Source organism: Nocardia sp. BMG111209 (assembly GCF_000381925.1).
GTDB lineage: Bacteria > Actinomycetota > Actinomycetes > Mycobacteriales > Mycobacteriaceae > Nocardia.
Genome location: NZ_KB907307.1, coordinates 1,065,850 through 1,083,004, shown reverse-complemented (window position 1 = coordinate 1,083,004; position 17,155 = coordinate 1,065,850). Strand labels below are relative to the sequence as shown.

Below are 17,155 nucleotides of genomic sequence, written 5' to 3'. Positions count from 1 at the left end.
GGTCGGCTATAAGAGCTGATCGAGCGGTAACGCCAAGAGACAGAAGCGGAAACGCGAACCAGGCGAGAACCCCCCGCTACACGCTGGCGAACAGTACAGTACCCCATCGGTCATTGCACGCAAATACGCTTTGCCGGACCGCATCGCGCGCAAGGGGTATCGCGGATCATCAGCGGGGCCGGTCGTCACGGCGCGTCGCGTCGCGCGAAGAGGGATCGTCACAATTCGGCGACGCCCTGCGACCTGGGGTTATGTTCGCCGTCGAATAACTGTGGCACCGGCGATGATCACGGCGAACGCCGAGACCGCCCATTCCGGCCACGAACCGGCCCGGGTGGCGAGGGTGGTCGTACCGCGCAGGGGGATCCGCGCTTCCAGCGCCGCGGGAACCAGCTTCGGGGTCTGCTGCCGCACCACGCCGTCGGCGGTGATGATCGCGCTCACCCCCGTGGTGGCCGATACGACCACCGCGCGACCGTGTTCCACGGCGCGGATCCGCGACATCGCCAGCTGCTGATAGGTCATATCACTGTCACCGAAGGTGGCGTTGTTGGTCGGCACGGTCAGCACCTGCGCACCTGCGTGCACGGCCTGCTCGAAGGCCCGGTCGAAGGCCACCTCGTAGCAGGTCGCCACCCCGATCGCGACCGGCGCGCCACCACCGGCCGGGCGGACGTGCACCACCCCGTCACCGTGGCCCGGCACGAAATACCCGGCCCGGTCGGCGTACTGCGAGAAGTGCCGGAAGAAGCCGCGCAGCGGCAGATACTCGCCGAACGGCTGGATGATCTTCTTGTCGTGCCGCTCGCCGGGCCCGCCGGCGCCGTCCCACACGATCACCGAGTTGCTGGTGGTGTCGTCGGAGTTCACCAGGACCGCGCCGACCAGGATCGGCGCGTGGATCCGCTGGGACGCCTCGGTGATCTCCGCGTACGCGTCGGCATTGCGCAACGGGTCGATATCGGACGAATTCTCCGGCCAGATCACGACATCCGGTGCGGGCGCGCGCCCGGCGGCCACCTCGTCGGTCAGTTCCTCGGTGCGGCGCACGTGATTGTCGAGGACGGCCCGGCGCTGTGCGTTGAAATCCAGCCCCAGCCGCGGCACGCTGCCCTGGATCGCGGCGACCGTGATCGTCCGGTCACCGGCGTCCGGGGCGGGCAGCGTGGTCGCGAGGATCACTCCGGCGACCGGAACGACAACCACGACCGCCGCGGCGACACCGATCCCGAGGCGCCACCGGGGCTTTCGCCGATCCGCCGCGAACGCGTCCGCGATCCGCAACGCCAGCGCGGCCAGCGCCGTACCGGTCAGCGCCACCGCGAAACTCACCCCCGGCGCCCCGGCCAGTTGCGCCAGCGGCAGATACCAGCCGTCGCCCTGGCCGAAAGCCAAACGCCCCCAAGGGAATCCGCCGAACGGGAATACCGACCGCAACCATTCGGCCAGCGTCCACATCATCGCCGCCCACAGCGGCCAGCCCGGTATCGCGCCGATCAACCGCACCAGCAGCCCGAACACCCCGAGGTACACCGCGCACGCCGCCGACAACGCCAGCCACGGCACCGGCCCCACATAGATACCCGTCCACGGCAGCAGCGGCAGGAAGAACGCCAGCCCCGCGACGAAACCGTATCCGAACCCCCCGCGCAACCGGCCGGGCCCGCGGACCGCCACGGTCAGCAGCGCCACCCCCACCGGCGCCAGATACCAGCACGTCCGGGGCGGGAAGCTCACATAGATCAGCAGCCCCGCGACGACCGCCGCCGCGAGCCGCCACCACACCGGATGCCGCCGCACCCGGGCCGGCAGCCCCGAGTCCCCCTGGACCTCGGCCGGATCCGCGGTGGCCCGCTGCTGCGTCACGACACTCCCTCGTACATCCCGCGCCCGCCCGCACCCGGTACGAGTCCCGGCGACCGGCACCACATCCGGCTGACCATCGGCTCGATGCTACCGAGGCCGCCGGTAATGCCCGAACCTGCGTCCGCCACATTTCACCGGCGCTTCACCTCGGGACTCCGGGCCGATGCCCGCGACGTCCGGCGCGGCTGTCGTGCGGCGGGGACGCGCCGATCGCCCGGTCCGCCGGGTTCAGGCTTCGAAGATCGTCACGCCGCGGTGGACGGTGCGCAGGCAGCGCGGCAGGGGGGTGTCCGCGTCCAGGCGCGGCAGGCCGGGGACGCGGGAGCGTGGATCGGTGGACCAGCGCTGAACGGAATCGGAGGCGGCGGCGACCACCAGATCACCGGCCTCCCACAGCGCGTACGAGGCGGGAGCGCCCGGGACCAGGGTGCCGGCGATGCCGTCGCGGACCCCACCGGCCCGCCACGCGCCGCGGGTGGCGGCGGCGAAGGCCGCACGCGGGGACAGCTGGTGTCCCGGAGTGCGGTGCAGGACCGCGGCACGGATCGCCGTCCACGGATCCAGCGGGGTCACCGGCGCGTCCGAGCCGATCGTCAGCGCGACACCCGCGGCGGCGAGCGCCGCGAACGGATTCAGCGCGGCGGCGCGCCCGGCGCCGAGGCGGTCGGCGTACATCCCGCCGGGACCGCCCCAGGCGGCGTCGAATCCGGGTTGCACGCTGGCGATCACCCCGCACGCGGCGAGTTTCGCGATCTGCTCGGCGTCCAGCAGTTCGGCGTGCTCCACCCGGTGACCGCGACCGGCCACCGCGGGCGCGCCCAGCTCGGCGACGACCCGCTCGAAGCCGTCCACCACCGCGTCCATCGCCGCATCGCCGATCGCGTGGAATCCGGCCTGGACCCCGGCCTCGGTGCAGGCGCGCACATGGGCGGCGACCGCGTCGGCGTCGAGATAACGGGTGCCGTGGGTGTCGCAGTCGGTGTAGGGCGCGCGCAGCCAGGCGGTGTGCGAACCGAGCGAGCCGTCCACGAACAGATCACCCGCCAGCCCGTGCACACCCAGCTCCCGCACCAGTTCCCGGGCCCGGTCGGCGCTGCGGACCGCCTCACCCCAGTAGGCCCGCACCTCGACACCGTGGTCGAAACCGAGCAGTTCGGTCACGTCGGCGCGACCGCTGATCTCCGGGCCCGCGCATTCGTGCACGGCCACGACGCCGTGCGCGGCCGCGTGATCCAGGGCGACGCTGCGGGCACGGTCGCGGTCGGCGCGGTCCAGGCTGCCGAGCGCCGCGGCGCGGACCAGGTGATGGGCCGCCGCGCGCACCGGTTCCCCGGGGGCGAATCCGGCCGCCGCCGTCACCGCGGGCACCGAATCCAGCAGGGCCGAGGAGGTGACGGCGGAATGCGCGTCCACCCGCGCGAGATACACGGCCCGGCCCGGCCCCGCGGCCGCGTCGATCTCGGCCACCGTCGGGGGGCGGCGTTCCGGCCAGCGGGTCTCGTCCCAGCCGTCGCCGAGGATCGTGCCCGGACGCGCCGCCGCGTGGTCGCGGACCAGCTCGAGGCAGTGGGCCAGCGAGGTGGCCCGCGACAGATCCAGTCCGGTCAGCTGCAGGCCCAGCGCGGTGACGTGCACATGGGGATCGACGAAGGCCGGCGCCACGAACGCGCCCTCGACATCGAGGATCTCGGCGTCGGGGTACAGCGCCCGGCCCGGCCGCTCGGCCCCGAGCCAGACCACGATCCCGTCGGTGACCGCCATGGTCGTCGCGTCCGGGGAGCTGGAACTGTGGATGCGGCCGCCGACCAGCAACTGGGTACTCACGGACGTCCATCCTGCCCCACCGGCCCGGCCCGGCCGCCGGGGACCTCGAGTCAGTGGTCGCCGAGCATGGGGCGCGCGCCGCCCTGGCCGTCGTCGTAGTACTCCCGCACGACCACGCCGTCGACGACCTCACCGCTCGGCTCGACCACGGTGCCGCGGTAGCCGGTGGTCATCACCAGCCGGTCGATGCGGCGAGTCGCGAAGGCCGAGACCAGCGGCCGGAACAGCACCCGGGTCGGGAGCAGCAGCAACAGTCCGGCCACCGAGGTGAGCAGGCCGGGCACGAACATCAGCACCGCGCCGAGCGCCATCAGCGCGCCGTCGGCGACGGCGGTGCCGGGCGTGATCTCCCCGCGGCGGGCCCGGCGGAATCCGTCCAGGACCCGGCGGCCCTGCGACCGGACCAGGATCATGCCGAGCGCGGACCCGGCGATCAGCAACAGAATGGTCGGGACCACACCGAGAAAGTGGCCGACGACGACGAGCGCGGCGATCTCCGCGACCAGGTAGAGGGCGAACAACACGGCGGGCATGACGATCCTTTCGACGATCCACTCCGTTCAACGCGCGAGCGGCCCGTTTTTCTCCCGGGATCCGGATTCGCGCCGGAATCCGCCGGATCGGGACGAGTGTCCTCGATCACCCGGTCGGCGGCCGATTTGCCCGAGTCATCCCATGTCTGGTTGTCTCGCTCGGTGAGTGTCGCAGACTGGGCCGCGCTGCTGGCGGCGGCCGCCGCCGCGGGCTGGGTCGACGCGGTGGTCGGCGGGGGCGGGCTGATCATCCTGCCGACGCTGCTGCTGGTCGCGCCGAGCCTCGCACCGCAGACCGCGTTGGGGACGAACAAGGTCGCGGCGCTGTCCGGCACCACCGCCGCGACCCTCACCTTCGCCCGCCGAGTCCCGCTGCGGCTGCCGCTGCTGATCCCGGCGGCGGTGCTGGCCGCGGTGGCCGCGGCGCTCGGTTCGGCGGCGGTCGGCCTGATCGACCGGCGCTACTTCATCCCGATCGTGATGGCGGTGCTGATCGCGGTCGCGATCTTCGTCACCGCGCGGCCGTCGATCGGCCGCGTCGCCGACGGTGAGCCGCCGACGCGACGCCGGGTGATCCTGGTCGTCGGCCTGGCCGCCGGGCTCATCGGCTGTTACGACGGGCTGCTCGGCCCGGGAACCGGCACCTTCCTCATCATCACGTTCGCCACGCTGCTGGGCACGGAGTTCGTGCGGGCCGCGGCGATGGCGAAGGTGATCAACTGCGGATCCAACCTCGGTGCGCTGCTGTACCTGGCCGCGACCGGCCACGTGCTGTGGGGTCTCGGCCTGGCCATGGGGGTGGCCAACATCGCCGGGGCGGTGGTCGGCTCCCGGATGGCGCTGGCGCGCGGCGCCGAATTCGTGCGGGTGGTGCTGCTGGTCGTGGTGACCGGCATGGTGCTGCGGCTGGGCTGGCAGCAGTTCCTCTGAAATCCGTGCGTCAGCAGGCCGCTTCGGCCATCAGCAGCTGCGGCCGGCCGTGCGCGGACAGCCAGGGCGCCAGCACCCGCGAGGTGGTCTCGCGGATCCTCAGGTGCAGGCGCTCACCGTCGTCGATGCCCTGCCGACCGGCGAACAGCACGGTCAGCGCGCCGGATACGGCCCCGACGACCGCGCCGACCAGGGCCGCGGCACTGACCTCGTCGAGTTCGTCGGGGAACGCCGCGCGCAGTTGCCGGGCGATCTCCTGCTGCGCGGCCAGCTGCGCGTGCGCGGCGCGGCCGCTGACCGCGGGCACCGTGCGCGACACCTGTGCGCGCAACACCGCGATCCGGGCGGCCAGATCGTCGCCGAGATGTTCGCCCGGATTGTCGCCGGCCGCCCGCAGCGCGCGCAGCAGCACCTCCACCGGACGCTCCTCGGGCCGGCGGGTGGCGATGGCGCGCACCGCGGATTCGACCCGTTCGTCCGGCTCGGGGAAGAGTAGTTCCTCTTTGCTCTCGAAGTAGTTGAAGAAGGTGCGGGTTCCCACCTCGGCGGCCGCGGCGATGTCGGCGACGGTCGTGGCCTCGTAGCCGCGAGTCTCGAACAGCTCGACGGCGGCCTCGAGGAGGGAGCGGCGGGTACGTTCCCGCTTACGGTCTCGGAGAGCGGATGGCGGCACGCGGCGACACAGTACGGCATTCACCTCGAACCACGCGGTAGGCAGCGTGTCGTCGCGCGTATTTCCGGCGGTGCCACAGCGCATTTCGTGCGTCTTTGCAGTCGATGCAGAGTCGCACGGCGTGTCGCGGATGAACCGGGTGCGGGAACCACCGCGGTGTTGTCGTGGCAGCCGGCGAGCAATTAGCGTAGTCGCCGTGAGCAACGCATCCAGGGTCGTGGACGAGCAGTTCCGCGCGCTGCCGCTGGCCGCCTGTGCCGACGCCGCGCTCAGCGCCGCACGCGCCGCCGGCGCCCAGCATGCCGATCTGCGCGTGCATCGGCTGGTGAGTCAGTCCATCCGGCTGCGCGACGGCCGGGTCGAGGCCGTCGACAATTCCACCGACGTCGGTTTCGCCGTCCGCGTCATCGTCGACGGCACGTGGGGTTTCGCCTCCCACGCCGACCTGAACCCGGCCACCGCCGCCGAGGTCGCCCGCACCGCGGTCACCGTCGCCACCACCCTGCGCGCGCTCAATCGCGAACAGGTCGCGCTGGCGCCGGAGCCGGTCTACGCGGGCGCCGAATGGGTGTCGCCGTATCTGGTCGACCCCTTCGACGTGCCCACCCCGGAGAAGGTCGCGCTGCTGCAGGACTATTCGGAGCGCCTCACCGCCGCCGACGGGGTCGACCACGTCACCGCCTCGGTGCTGCAGGTCAAGGAGCAGACCTTCTACGCCGACACCGCGGGCTCGCGCATCACCCAGCAGCGCGTCCGGCTGCATCCGGTGCTCGAGGCGATCACCGTCGACCCGTCCGCGGGTGCGTTCGAGACGATGCGCACGCTGGCCGCGCCGGCGGGCCGCGGCTGGGAGTACGTCACCGGCGCCGACGGGGTGTGGGACTGGAACACCGAACTGGCCCGCATCCCGGAGTGGCTGGCCGAGAAGGTGAAGGCCCCCACGGTCACCGCCGGTCCTGCCGATCTGGTGATCGACCCGACCAACCTCTGGCTCACCATCCACGAATCCGTCGGCCACGCCACCGAATACGACCGCGCCATCGGCTACGAGGCCGCCTACGCCGGTACCTCCTTCGCCACCCCCGACCAGCTCGGCACCCTCCGCTACGGCACGCCCGTCATGCACGTCACCGGCGACCGCACCCAGGAATACGGCCTGGCGACGGTCGGTTACGACGACGAGGGCGTGGCCGGGCAGCGCTGGGATCTGGTGCGCGACGGCGTCCTGGTCGGCTACCAGCTGGACCGGGTCTTCGCGCCGCGGCTGGGCCTGGAGCGCTCCAACGGCTGCTCCTACGCCGATTCGGCCCACCACGTACCCATCCAGCGCATGGCCAACGTATCGCTGCAGGCCGATCCCGAACGCGACACCAGCACCGCGGATCTCATCTCACGGGTCGAGGACGGCATCTACATCGTCGGCGACAAGTCCTGGTCGATCGATATGCAGCGGTACAACTTCCAGTTCACCGGGCAGCGGTTCTTCCGGATCCGCAACGGGCAGTTGGCCGGTCAGCTCCGCGACGTCGCCTACCAGGCCACCACCACCGATTTCTGGGGTGCGATGGAAGCCGTCGGCGGCCCGTCCACCTGGGTGCTCGGCGGCGCGTTCAACTGCGGTAAGGCCCAGCCCGGGCAGGTCGCGGCGGTCAGTCACGGCTGTCCGTCGGTGCTGGTGCGCGGGGTCAACATCCTCAACACGAAGTCGGAGGCGGCGCAGTGAGCGTGGTACACGGCGGCGAGGTCGTCGAGCGGGCCCTGGCGGCCGCGGGGGCCGACGAGACCATCGTGATCGTCACCGACGCCGCGGAGGCGTCGCTGCGCTGGGCCGGCAATTCGATGACCACCAACGGCTCCTCGGTGTCGCGCAGCTGGGCGGTGGTGTCCATCGTGCGCGAGGGCGACGGCACCGCGCGCGTCGGCAGCGTCACCTCCACCAGTGTCGACGAGGCCGATATCGCGCCGGTGGTCCGGGCCGCCGAGGAGGCGGCGCGCACCGCCGCCCCGGCCCGCGACGCGATGCCCCTGATCGACGGCGAAGACGCCGCCGCCCACGGTGATCCGGACTGGGCCGCCGCCGTCCCGGTCACCGATGTCGGGGTGTTCGCCGGTATCACCGGCGATCTCGCCGCCGGCTTCGACCGCGCCGACCGCCTGTACGGCTTCGCCCACCACCAGTTGCACACCGTGTGGCTGGGCACCTCCACCGGCATCCGGCGCCGCTGGACCCAGCCCACCGGCTCGATCGAGATCAACGGCAAGCGCGGCGACCGGGATCCGGCCAGCGCGTGGACCGGGGTGAGCACCACCGACTTCACCGATGTCGACGTGGCCGACCTGCTCAGCGATCTGGGCCGCCGCCTCGACTGGTTCGGCCGCCGCGTCGAACTGCCCGCCGGCCGCTACGAAACCCTGCTGCCCCCGTCGGCGGTCGCCGACCTCATGATCTACCTGTACTGGACCATGGAGGGTCGCGGCGCCCACGAGGGCCACACCGCCTTCTCCCGCGCCGGGGGCACCCGCATCGGCGAACGCCTCACCGACCTCCCGCTCACCCTGTACTCCGATCCCCGGGCACTGGGCCTGGAATACCAGCCGTTCGTGGCCACCTCGTCCTCCTCGGAGGCCCTGTCCGTCTTCGACAACGGCCTGCCCGCCCGCCGGGTGGACTGGATCCGCGACGGCAGCGTGGAGAATCTCGTCTATCCGCGCGCCATCGCCGCCGAATTCGACGCGCCCGTCACGGTTCCCGTCCCGAACCTGCTGCTCACCGGCGGCGCCGACACCGGCCTGGCGGAGATGATCGCGCGCACCGAACGCGGCCTGCTGCTCACCTGCCTCTGGTACATCCGCGAGGTCGACCCCGCCACCCTGCTGCTGACCGGCCTCACCCGCGACGGTGTCTACCTGGTCGAGGACGGCGAGGTCACGGCCGCGGTCAACAACTTCCGCTTCAACGACAGCCCGCTGGACCTGCTGCGCCGGGTCACCGAGGCCGGCGCCACCGAAACCACCCTCCCCCGCGAATGGAAGGACTGGTTCACCCGCACCGCCATGCCCGCACTGCGCATCCCCGACTTCCACATGTCCTCGGTCAGCCAGGCCACCTGACCCGCGGGAGAACCATGGGCTACTCGACCCGGTTCGAGGGCTCGGTGTCCGTCACGCCGCCCCTCAACCGGCACGAACGCACATACCTGCGAAAGTTCGCCGGTACCCGGCGGACCGACCGCACCAGAGGCCCCTACTTCGTCGGCGGCAGCAATATCCACGGCCGCGGCGACGACTCCGATGTCCTCGACCAGGATCGCCCGCCCGCCGGCCAGCCCAGCCTCTGGTGCGGCTGGATCCCGGCCCGGGACGGATCCGCCCTCGCATGGGACGGCATCGAAAAGTTCCACGACGCCGACGTCTGGATGCGGTACCTCATCGACCACTTCCTCCGCCCCGGCGCACACGCACAGGGCCGGAACGGATTCGGCCGCTTCACCTTCGATCACGTCATCGACGGCACCATCCATGCCCAGGGCGAGGATCCGGACGACATCTGGGACCTGATCGTCACGAACAACGCGGTCCGGGTGACGTACGCCGAGACCTGATGTCCCGCAACGTAACCCGGGCCGACGCGCTGGATGCGATGATCGCCGCCCAGCGTGACGATCAGTTCGCGCGAGGACGCAGCCGCAGCACCACCACACCCCGGTCGAGGGCGCGGCGGAGGTCGGCCCGGTTGACCTCACCGTCCGGTTCCAGGGCGATCTGGACGAAGCGGCCGTGGGTGGCGTTCTTTACGAGGATCACCTTGTACAGGTCGGCGGCCTGCTCCTCCTCGGACACGATGTCCCAGTCGGCCGCGACGGTACGGCCGCGCAGCGTGACCTCCACCGGCGCGCCGGGCCGGAGGTTGCGCCGCCAGGCGGCGGAGGTGCCGACGAGCAGCGCGCCGTCGTGTTCGGCATAGGCCACCGGGACGGGGATCCGGCGGCCGGTCTTGCGGCCGATCACGGTGACCACCAACAACTTTCCACTGATCGGCCGGTGCAGCGGCGAGCGCAGCACGGCCCGCATCACGGTATCGACCGTGCGCTGGGTGCGGGATGCCCGCGCGGGGCGGGCGGGAGCGGGGCTGGACATGACGAGCACCTCCGGATCACCGAATTACTGAGTTGATACTCAGAAAATACGTCGGGATCCGGCGCGGTGCAACAATCGGAGTTCACGACGGATATCGGAGCAGGTGGGAGGTGTGGTGACGGCGGATCCGGGCAAGCGCGCCCGCGGGCGTCCGCGCACGGGGGTGCGCGAGGCGGTCATCGCGGGTGCGCAGGAGGTGCTCACCCGATCGGGGGTCGCGCGGCTGTCGACGAAGGAGGTCGCCGCGCGGGCGGGCGTCGCCGAATCCAGCATCTTCTACCACTTCGGCGATCGAATGGGGTTGCTGCAGGCGGTGATCCGGCATCATCTGCAACCGCTGAAGGACATCGTCGCCGACAGCGACCGGCCCGGCGACCCCGACCTGCGCGAGGATGTGCGCACCCTGCTCGAGGCCTTCGAGGAGTTCTTCCACGCCGCCCTGCCCGTCATCGCCGCCATCGGGGCCGACGCCGACCTGCGCGCGATCTATCAGCAGCGCAGCCAGGACCTGGACCTCGGCCCGCACCGCGCGATCGAGGTGGTGATCGCGCGGCTGTCCCGGCACGCCCCGCCGGACGCCGACCTGCGCCCCTTCGCCCTGCTGCTGGTCGGCGCCGCCCATCAGCGCGCGCTGCAACGTCAGCTCAGCCCGCCCAGCACCCGGGCCGACCTGCCCTCGCCCGCCGTCCTCGCCGCGACCCTGTTACCGGCCTTCCCGTGAGGCCCGCTGCGCTGTCGGCGAACGAGACTGCCGCACCGGCGTTCCGGGCGCATCCTGGGAGCAACACTGTAATCAGGTAATCCAGGTGGTGGTCAGGTGACCGAGCGGATCGAATACCCGGGCAGACAGGCCGATTCGCGCGACGAGACGGCGTTGGACGCGTACTCGCGGACCGTGATCTCGGTCGCGCGCGCCGTCACGCCCCACGTCGCGAGCGTGCAGACCTCCCGCGGCGGCGGGTCGGCGGTCGTCTTCACCGGCGACGGCTTCCTGCTCACCAACGCGCACGTGGTGGGCTCGGCACGGACCGGGACGGCGGTGTTTGCCGACGGCACCGAATCGCCGTTCGACACGATCGGCACGGATCCGTTGTCGGATCTGGCGGTGCTGCGGGCCCGGGGCGGCGCGCCGGCCGCGGTGACGCTCGGGGATGCCGACGCGCTGGTGGTGGGACAGTTGGTGGTCGCGGTCGGCAGCCCGCTCGGACTGGCCGGGTCGGTCACCGCCGGGGTGGTCAGCGCGCTGGGCCGCTCGGTACCGGTCGGCAGCCGGCGGACCGCGCGGGTCATCGAGGATGTGATCCAGACGGACGCGGCGCTGAATCCGGGCAATTCCGGTGGCGCACTGGCCGATTCGGCGGGCCGGGTGGTCGGCGTGAACACCGCGGTCGCGGGAATCGGCCTGGGCCTGGCCATTCCGATCAACTCCACCACCCGCCGCATCGTCAGCACCCTGCTGTCCGAGGGACGGGTCCGGCGGGCCTATCTGGGGCTGGTCGGCGTGCCCGCGCCGCTGCCCGACGCGGTGGCCGAGCGCACCGGGCAGCGGGCCGCGCTGCGCGTGATGGAGGTGGTCGCGGGCGGCCCGGCCGACCGGGCCGGATTACGGCGCGGCGATCTGGTACTCAGCGTGGATCGCTCGGAAATCCATGACGCGCAAGGGATTCAGCGGCATCTGTTCGCCGGCGCGATCGGCCGGCCGCTGCCGGTGACCGTCCTGCGCAACGGCGCGATGGTCGACGTGATCGCGGTGCCGATCGAGCTGAGCGCGGACTGACCGCGGCCTCAAGCGGATTCGGCGAGGGTGCCCGCCTGCCAGACGTCGGCCAGGTCCTGTAACGGCACCCCCAGCGCCCGGCTCAAACCGACGACGGTACCGAAGGCGGGACTGGGCAGGCGGCCGGTCTCGATCTTGCGCAGCGTCTCCGGGGAGATGCCCGCGGCGGTCGCGACGGCCGCGAGGTCACGGTCGGCGCGCAGTGCGCGCAGCTGCGCACCCAACCGGCGACCGGCCTCGACCTGCGCGGGGGTGAGCGGGACTCGCACCATGGCCGCCAGCATACGAGTGGTATTTGAATACCGCAATCACTATGGTGGTATTTAAATACCGAAGGTGGAGGTGTGCAGTGGTGGAGTTGAAGACGCCCGCGGAGATCGAGCGGATGCGGGTGACCGGGCAGTTCGTCGCCGATGTCCTGGCCGATCTGCGCGAGCGCGCCCGGGTGGGAGTGAACCTGCTGGAACTGGAACAGCATGTGCGCCGGCGCATCGCGGACCGGGGCGCGACCTCCTGCTACTGGGACTACGCCCCCTCCTTCGGCAGCGGCCCGTTCCGCAACACCGTCTGCCTCTCGGTGAACGACGCGGTCCTGCACGGCCTACCGTTCGACTATCCCCTGTGCGACGGCGACGTCCTGACGATGGACCTGGCGGTCTCGATCGACGGCTGGGTGGCCGACGCCGCCAGCACGGTGATCGTCGGCACCGCCGACGCGGAGGATCTGCGCCTGGTCCGGGCCACCGAGGAGGCGCTCGCGGCGGCGGTCGCGGCCGCGCGGCCCGGCGCCCGCATCGGTGATCTCTCCGCCGCCATCGCCGCCGTCGCCCACGCCCACGGCTATCCGGTGAACACCCAGTTCGGCGGGCACGGCCTGGGCCGGACCATGCACGAGGATCCGCACATCCCCAACGCCGGCCGCCCCGGCCGCGGTTTCCCGTTGCGCCCGGGCCTCACCATCGCCATCGAACCCTGGTTCGCCCGCACCACCGACCGCATCGTCACCGATCCCGACGGCTGGACGATCCGCTCCGCCGACGGCTCCCGCACCGCGCACAGCGAGCACACCGTCGCGATCACCGAGGACGGCCCGCGCATCCTCACCCTCGCCGCCTGAATCGGCCCCGCGGCCCGGCGCCGGGTTAGGCTGCCGGGGTGGACAATCCCTTCGGCGTCGCCGGTACTGCGAAATACGTTCTGCTGACCACCTTCCGCAAGGACGGCACCCCGGTCGGCTCGGCGCTCTGGGCCGCGCTCGACGACGGCAAATTGTATTTCTGGACGGTCGCCGACAGCTGGAAGGTGAAGCGGATCCGGCGCAATGCGGAGGTCACGGTGCAGGCCTGCAGCGCCTCCGGCACCCCGCAGGGCGACGAGGTGGTCCGGGCCACCGCCCGCATCCTCGACGACGCGGGCAGTGATCGCGTCCGCACCCTGATCAAGAAGCGCTACTCGCTGCCGGGCTGGGTGATCGTGACCGGCAGCGTGCTGCGCCGCGGCCGCCGCGGCTCGGTCGGCCTGGAGGTCACCGCGAGCCCGGCCGCCTGACGGACCGTCCGGCCGCCGCACCCGGCGGCCGGATCCGGCGGGCTATTCCAACTCGCCCTCGGTCTCCAGGTAGATCTGCCGCAACTGCTCCAGGGTCTGCGCCTGCGGATGCTCCCACAGCCCGCGTTCGGCGGCCTCCAGCAGCCGTTCGGTGATGCCGTGCAGTGCCCACGGATTCGACTGTGCCATGAACTTGCGGTTGGTCTCGTCGAAAACGTAACTCTCGGAAAGCTTCTCGTACATCCAGTCCGCGACCACGTTGGTGGTGGCGTCGTAACCGAAGAGGTAGTCGACGGTCGCCGCCATCTCGAACGCGCCCTTGTACCCGTGCCGGCGCATCGCCTCCAGCCAGCGCGGATTCACCACCCGGGCCCGGAACACCCGGGTGGTCTCCTCCGAAAGGGTGCGCGTGCGTACCGAATCCGGCCGCGTGCTGTCCCCGATGTAGGCCTCCGGGTTGCGGCCGGTGAGCGCGCGCACCGCGGCGACCATGCCGCCGTGGTACTGGAAGTAGTCGTCGGAGTCGGCGATGTCGTGCTCGCGGGTATCGGTGTTCTTGGCGGCCACCGCGATTCGGCGATAGGCGGTCCGCATGTCGTCGGCCGCCGGCGCGCCGTCCAGGTCGCGGCCGTACGCGTAACCGCCCCAGGCGGTGTACACCTGCGCGAGATCGTCGTCGGTGCGCCAGCTGCGTGAGTCGATCAGTTGCAGCAGGCCCGCGCCGTAGGTGCCCGGCTTGGAACCGAAGATGCGGGTGGTGGCCCGACGCTCGTCCCCGTGCCCGGCGAGATCCGATCGGGTATGTGCCCGTACGTAATTCGACTCGTCGGGCTCCGCCAGCCCCGCCACCAGCCGCACCGCGTCGTCCAGCAGGGCCAGCACGTGCGGGAACGCGTCCCGGAAGAATCCGGAGATGCGGACCGTGACGTCGATGCGCGGCCGGCCCAGCTCCGCGAGCGGGATCGCCGCCAGCGTGGTCACGCGCCGGCTGGCCTCGTCCCACACCGGCCGGACACCCAGCAGCGCAAGCACTTCCGCGATATCGTCGCCGGAGGTCCGCATCGCAGAGGTGCCCCAGACCGACAGGCCCACCGAGCGCGGATATTCGCCGTGGTCGGCGTGGTAGCGCTCGAGCAGCGAATCCGCCATGGCCTGACCGGTTTCCCAGGCCAGCCGCGACGGCACCGCCTTCGGGTCGACGGAGTAGAAATTGCGGCCGGTGGGCAGCACGTTGATCAGGCCGCGCAGCGGCGATCCGCTCGGGCCGGCCGGCACGAATCCGCCGTTCAAGGCGTGCAGGATCCGCTCGATCTCCACCCCGGTCTGCCGCAGCCGCGGCACGACTTCGGTTGCGGCGAAACGCAGGACGGCCCGCAGGGTGTCGATCCGGCTCGCGGGCACCAGGATCGGCGCCGACACGCCGGCCGACGGGCCGTCGCCGGCCGATGCCGAATCACCCACCGGCACAAGATCACTCACGACCACGTACCGGCCCAGCACCTCGTCGACCGCGTCCGCGGACCAGTCCGCGGCCTGCAGCGCGGCCACCAGCGTGCGCGCCCGCGCCTCCACCGCGTCGACCCGCTCCCGCGATTCGCCACCGGACTCGTCGAGGCCCAGCGCCTCCCGCAGGCCGGGCACCGCGACCTCACCGCCCCACAGCTGGCGCGCGCGCAACATCGCCAGCACCAGATCCAGCTCCGTCTCCCCCATCGGCGCCTGCCCCAGGATGTGCAGGCCGTCGCGGATCTGCACATCCTTGATCTCGCACAGCCAGCCGTCGACGTGCAGCAACATATCGTCGAAGGCGTCCTCGTCCGGACGATCGGACAATCCGAGGTCGTGGTCCATCTTCGCGGCGCGCATCAGGGTCCAGATCTGCTGCCGGATCGCCGGCAGTTTGGCCGGATCGAGCGCCGAGATGTTGGCGTGCTCGTCCAGCAGCTGTTCCAGCCGGGCGATATCGCCGTAGGTCTCGGCCCGCGCCATCGGCGGGATCAGGTGATCCACCAGGGTGGCGTGCGCGCGGCGCTTGGCCTGGGTGCCCTCGCCCGGATCGTTGACCAGGAACGGGTAGATCAGCGGCAGATCGCCGAGGGCCGCGTCGGTGCCGCAGGCCGCGGACATGCCGACGGTCTTGCCCGGCAACCACTCCAGATTGCCGTGCTTGCCCAGATGCACGACGGCATCCGCCCCGAAGCCACCGTCGTTGTCCGCCATGGCGATCCACCGGTACGCCGCCAGATAGTGGTGGCTCGGCGGCAGATCCGGATCGTGGTAGATCGCGACCGGATTCTCGCCGAATCCGCGCGGCGGCTGCACCATCAGCACCAGATTGCCGAAACGCAGTGCGGCGATGACGATTTCGCCCGCGGGATCGGCGGACCGATCGACGTACAGTTCACCCGGCGGCGGTCCCCAGGCCGCGACGACCGCCGCGCGCAACTGCTCCGGCAGCGTGCCGAACCAGCTCGCGTAGCGCGCCGCGGAGATGCGAATCGGGTTGCCCGCCAACTGTTCCGCGGTGAGCCAGTCCGGATCCTGCCCACCCGCGGCGATGATCGCGTGGATCAGCGCGTCGCCGTCGCGCTCGTCGAGACCGGGCACCTCGCCGGGCGCGCCGATGTCGTAGCCGGCCGTCCGCATCGCCGCCAGCAGCCGGATCGCGCTGGCCGGGGTGTCCAGGCCGACCGCGTTGCCGATCCGGGCGTGCTTGGTCGGATAGGCCGACAGCATCAGCGCGATCCGGCGCCGCGCGGGCGGGATGCGGCGCAACCGGGCATGCCGCACCGCGATTCCGGCGACGCGCGCGGCGCGCTCGGGATCGGGCACGTAGCTCGACAACCCGTCGGCGTCGAATTCCTTGAACGAGAACGGCACCGTGATCAGGCGGCCGTCGAATTCCGGGACCGCGACCTGGGTCGCGACGTCCAGCGGCGACATCCCGTCGTCGTTGCCGGCCCACTGCGCACGACTGCCGGTGAGACACAGGCCCTGCAGGATCGGCACGTCCAGATCGGCGAGCGCGCCGATGTCCCAGGCCGCGTCGTCACCACCGGCGGAGGAGGCGGCGGGGATGCTGCCACCGGCCGCGAGCACGGTCACCACCAGCGCGTCCGCGCCGCGCAGGGTGTCGATCAGGTCCGGTTCGGCGGTGCGCAGCGATGCGCAGTACAGCGGCAGCGGGCGGCCACCGGCGGTCTCGATCGCCGCGCAGAGCGCCTCGATATAGGTGGTGTTGCCGGCCAGGTGCTGCGCGCGGTAGTAGAGCACCGCGACGACCGGCCCCTCGACCTCCCGGGCGGTCCGCTCCAGCACGCCCCAGGACGGCAACTGCACCGGCGGTTCGAAACCGTGGCCGGTCAGCAGCACCGTATCCGACAGGAAGTGGTGCAACTGCCGCAGATTGCCGGGCCCACCGGCGGCGAGGTAGTTGTGCGCGTCGGCGGCCACGCCGCCGGGCACGGTCGACAATTCCATCAGCTCGGCATCGGGCGCCATCTCGCCGCCGAGCGCCACCAGCGCGATACCGCGGGCGCGCAGCGCGTCCAGGCCCTCCTCCCAGGCCCGGCGGCCGCCGAGCAACCGGACGATCACCAGGTCGACGCCGTCGAGCAGGGCGGGCAGATCGTCGGGTAGCAACCGGGCCGGGTTGCCCAGCCGGTAGTCGGCGCCACTGGCCCGTGCGGACAGCAGATCGGTGTCGGAGGTGGACAGCAACAAGATCACGGTGAGCCTTTCCTCGGGTCACGCGCCCATCGGTGGTCGTGCTCGCCTGGAGGGTCTGACTGTCACAGTGGCGCGACCGCCCGGAATCACACCGGTTTCCTCGTTCCGGCAAGCCCACGGATGCTACCGCGCACCCGT

General features: G+C 71.6%; 15 protein-coding genes. 8 read left to right on the top strand and 7 right to left on the bottom strand.

The window, feature by feature from the left end:
- Nucleotides 1-249: 249 nt before the first annotated feature.
- From lnt to G361_RS0104870, 3 genes are all read right to left on the bottom strand, one after another.
- Nucleotides 250-1,812 (bottom strand): apolipoprotein N-acyltransferase, encoded by a 1,563-nt coding sequence (gene lnt, locus G361_RS0104880; RefSeq protein ID WP_052172734.1) that lies wholly within the window; start codon nucleotides 1,810-1,812, stop codon nucleotides 250-252.
- Between the two features lie 282 nt (nucleotides 1,813-2,094).
- On the bottom strand, nucleotides 2,095-3,690 hold the full coding sequence (locus tag G361_RS0104875; protein WP_019925934.1) for an amidohydrolase: 1,596 nt from the start codon (nucleotides 3,688-3,690) through the stop codon (nucleotides 2,095-2,097).
- 50 nt (nucleotides 3,691-3,740) lie between these two features.
- Nucleotides 3,741-4,223: an FxsA family protein gene (locus tag G361_RS0104870; RefSeq protein ID WP_019925933.1), complete on the bottom strand. Its 483-nt coding sequence runs from the start codon at nucleotides 4,221-4,223 to the stop codon at nucleotides 3,741-3,743.
- Between the two features lie 162 nt (nucleotides 4,224-4,385).
- On the opposite strand from G361_RS0104870, the gene G361_RS0104865 reads away from it, so the two are divergent.
- Nucleotides 4,386-5,153, top strand: coding sequence for a TSUP family transporter (locus G361_RS0104865; RefSeq protein ID WP_026342704.1), 768 nt, complete (start codon nucleotides 4,386-4,388; stop codon nucleotides 5,151-5,153).
- A gap of 10 nt (nucleotides 5,154-5,163) precedes the next feature.
- Here the strand turns inward: G361_RS0104865 and G361_RS42340 are convergent, their stop codons facing one another.
- Nucleotides 5,164-5,826 (bottom strand): TetR/AcrR family transcriptional regulator, encoded by a 663-nt coding sequence (locus G361_RS42340; RefSeq protein ID WP_155981307.1) that lies wholly within the window; start codon nucleotides 5,824-5,826, stop codon nucleotides 5,164-5,166.
- Between the two features lie 196 nt (nucleotides 5,827-6,022).
- On the opposite strand from G361_RS42340, the gene G361_RS0104855 reads away from it, so the two are divergent.
- The 3 genes from G361_RS0104855 to G361_RS0104845 are packed head-to-tail and all read left to right on the top strand — an operon-like array spanning nucleotide 6,023 to nucleotide 9,428.
- Nucleotides 6,023-7,549: a TldD/PmbA family protein gene (locus tag G361_RS0104855; protein ID WP_026342703.1), complete on the top strand. Its 1,527-nt coding sequence runs from the start codon at nucleotides 6,023-6,025 to the stop codon at nucleotides 7,547-7,549.
- Nucleotides 7,550-7,551: 2 nt separating this feature from the next.
- On the top strand, nucleotides 7,552-8,937 hold the full coding sequence (locus G361_RS0104850) for a metallopeptidase TldD-related protein (RefSeq protein ID WP_026342702.1): 1,386 nt from the start codon (nucleotides 7,552-7,554) through the stop codon (nucleotides 8,935-8,937).
- A 14-nt stretch (nucleotides 8,938-8,951) separates the two neighbouring features.
- Nucleotides 8,952-9,428: a hypothetical protein gene (locus G361_RS0104845; RefSeq protein WP_019925928.1), complete on the top strand. Its 477-nt coding sequence runs from the start codon at nucleotides 8,952-8,954 to the stop codon at nucleotides 9,426-9,428.
- A 61-nt stretch (nucleotides 9,429-9,489) separates the two neighbouring features.
- On the opposite strand, the gene G361_RS0104840 is transcribed toward G361_RS0104845, so the two are convergent.
- Entirely contained in the window at nucleotides 9,490-9,963 is a 474-nt protein-coding gene (locus G361_RS0104840) for a nitroreductase/quinone reductase family protein (protein ID WP_019925927.1), read from the bottom strand.
- A gap of 115 nt (nucleotides 9,964-10,078) precedes the next feature.
- Here G361_RS0104840 and G361_RS50175 point away from each other — a divergent pair, with 115 nt between their 5' ends.
- Together G361_RS50175 and G361_RS0104830 are read left to right on the top strand one after the other, a co-directional pair.
- A complete protein-coding gene (locus G361_RS50175) occupies nucleotides 10,079-10,684 on the top strand; it encodes a TetR/AcrR family transcriptional regulator (RefSeq protein WP_196814418.1) in 606 nt (201 codons plus the stop codon).
- Nucleotides 10,685-10,780: 96 nt separating this feature from the next.
- Nucleotides 10,781-11,740 carry a S1C family serine protease gene (locus G361_RS0104830; RefSeq protein WP_019925925.1) on the top strand — a complete coding sequence of 320 codons (960 nt, stop codon included), beginning with the start codon at nucleotides 10,781-10,783 and terminating at the stop codon, nucleotides 11,738-11,740.
- 8 nt (nucleotides 11,741-11,748) lie between these two features.
- Here the strand turns inward: G361_RS0104830 and G361_RS0104825 are convergent, their stop codons facing one another.
- Nucleotides 11,749-12,012, bottom strand: a complete 264-nt coding sequence (locus G361_RS0104825; protein ID WP_026342699.1) for a helix-turn-helix transcriptional regulator — start codon at nucleotides 12,010-12,012, stop codon at nucleotides 11,749-11,751.
- A gap of 77 nt (nucleotides 12,013-12,089) precedes the next feature.
- Between G361_RS0104825 and map the strand changes: the two genes are divergently transcribed.
- Nucleotides 12,090-12,857, top strand: coding sequence for a type I methionyl aminopeptidase (gene map / locus G361_RS0104820; protein ID WP_019925923.1), 768 nt, complete (start codon nucleotides 12,090-12,092; stop codon nucleotides 12,855-12,857).
- A gap of 38 nt (nucleotides 12,858-12,895) precedes the next feature.
- Nucleotides 12,896-13,288 (top strand): PPOX class F420-dependent oxidoreductase, encoded by a 393-nt coding sequence (locus tag G361_RS0104815; RefSeq protein ID WP_019925922.1) that lies wholly within the window; start codon nucleotides 12,896-12,898, stop codon nucleotides 13,286-13,288.
- Between the two features lie 42 nt (nucleotides 13,289-13,330).
- Here the strand turns inward: G361_RS0104815 and cobN are convergent, their stop codons facing one another.
- Nucleotides 13,331-17,017, bottom strand: coding sequence for a cobaltochelatase subunit CobN (gene cobN, locus G361_RS0104810; RefSeq protein ID WP_019925921.1), 3,687 nt, complete (start codon nucleotides 17,015-17,017; stop codon nucleotides 13,331-13,333).
- Between the last annotated feature and the right edge of the window lie 138 nt (nucleotides 17,018-17,155).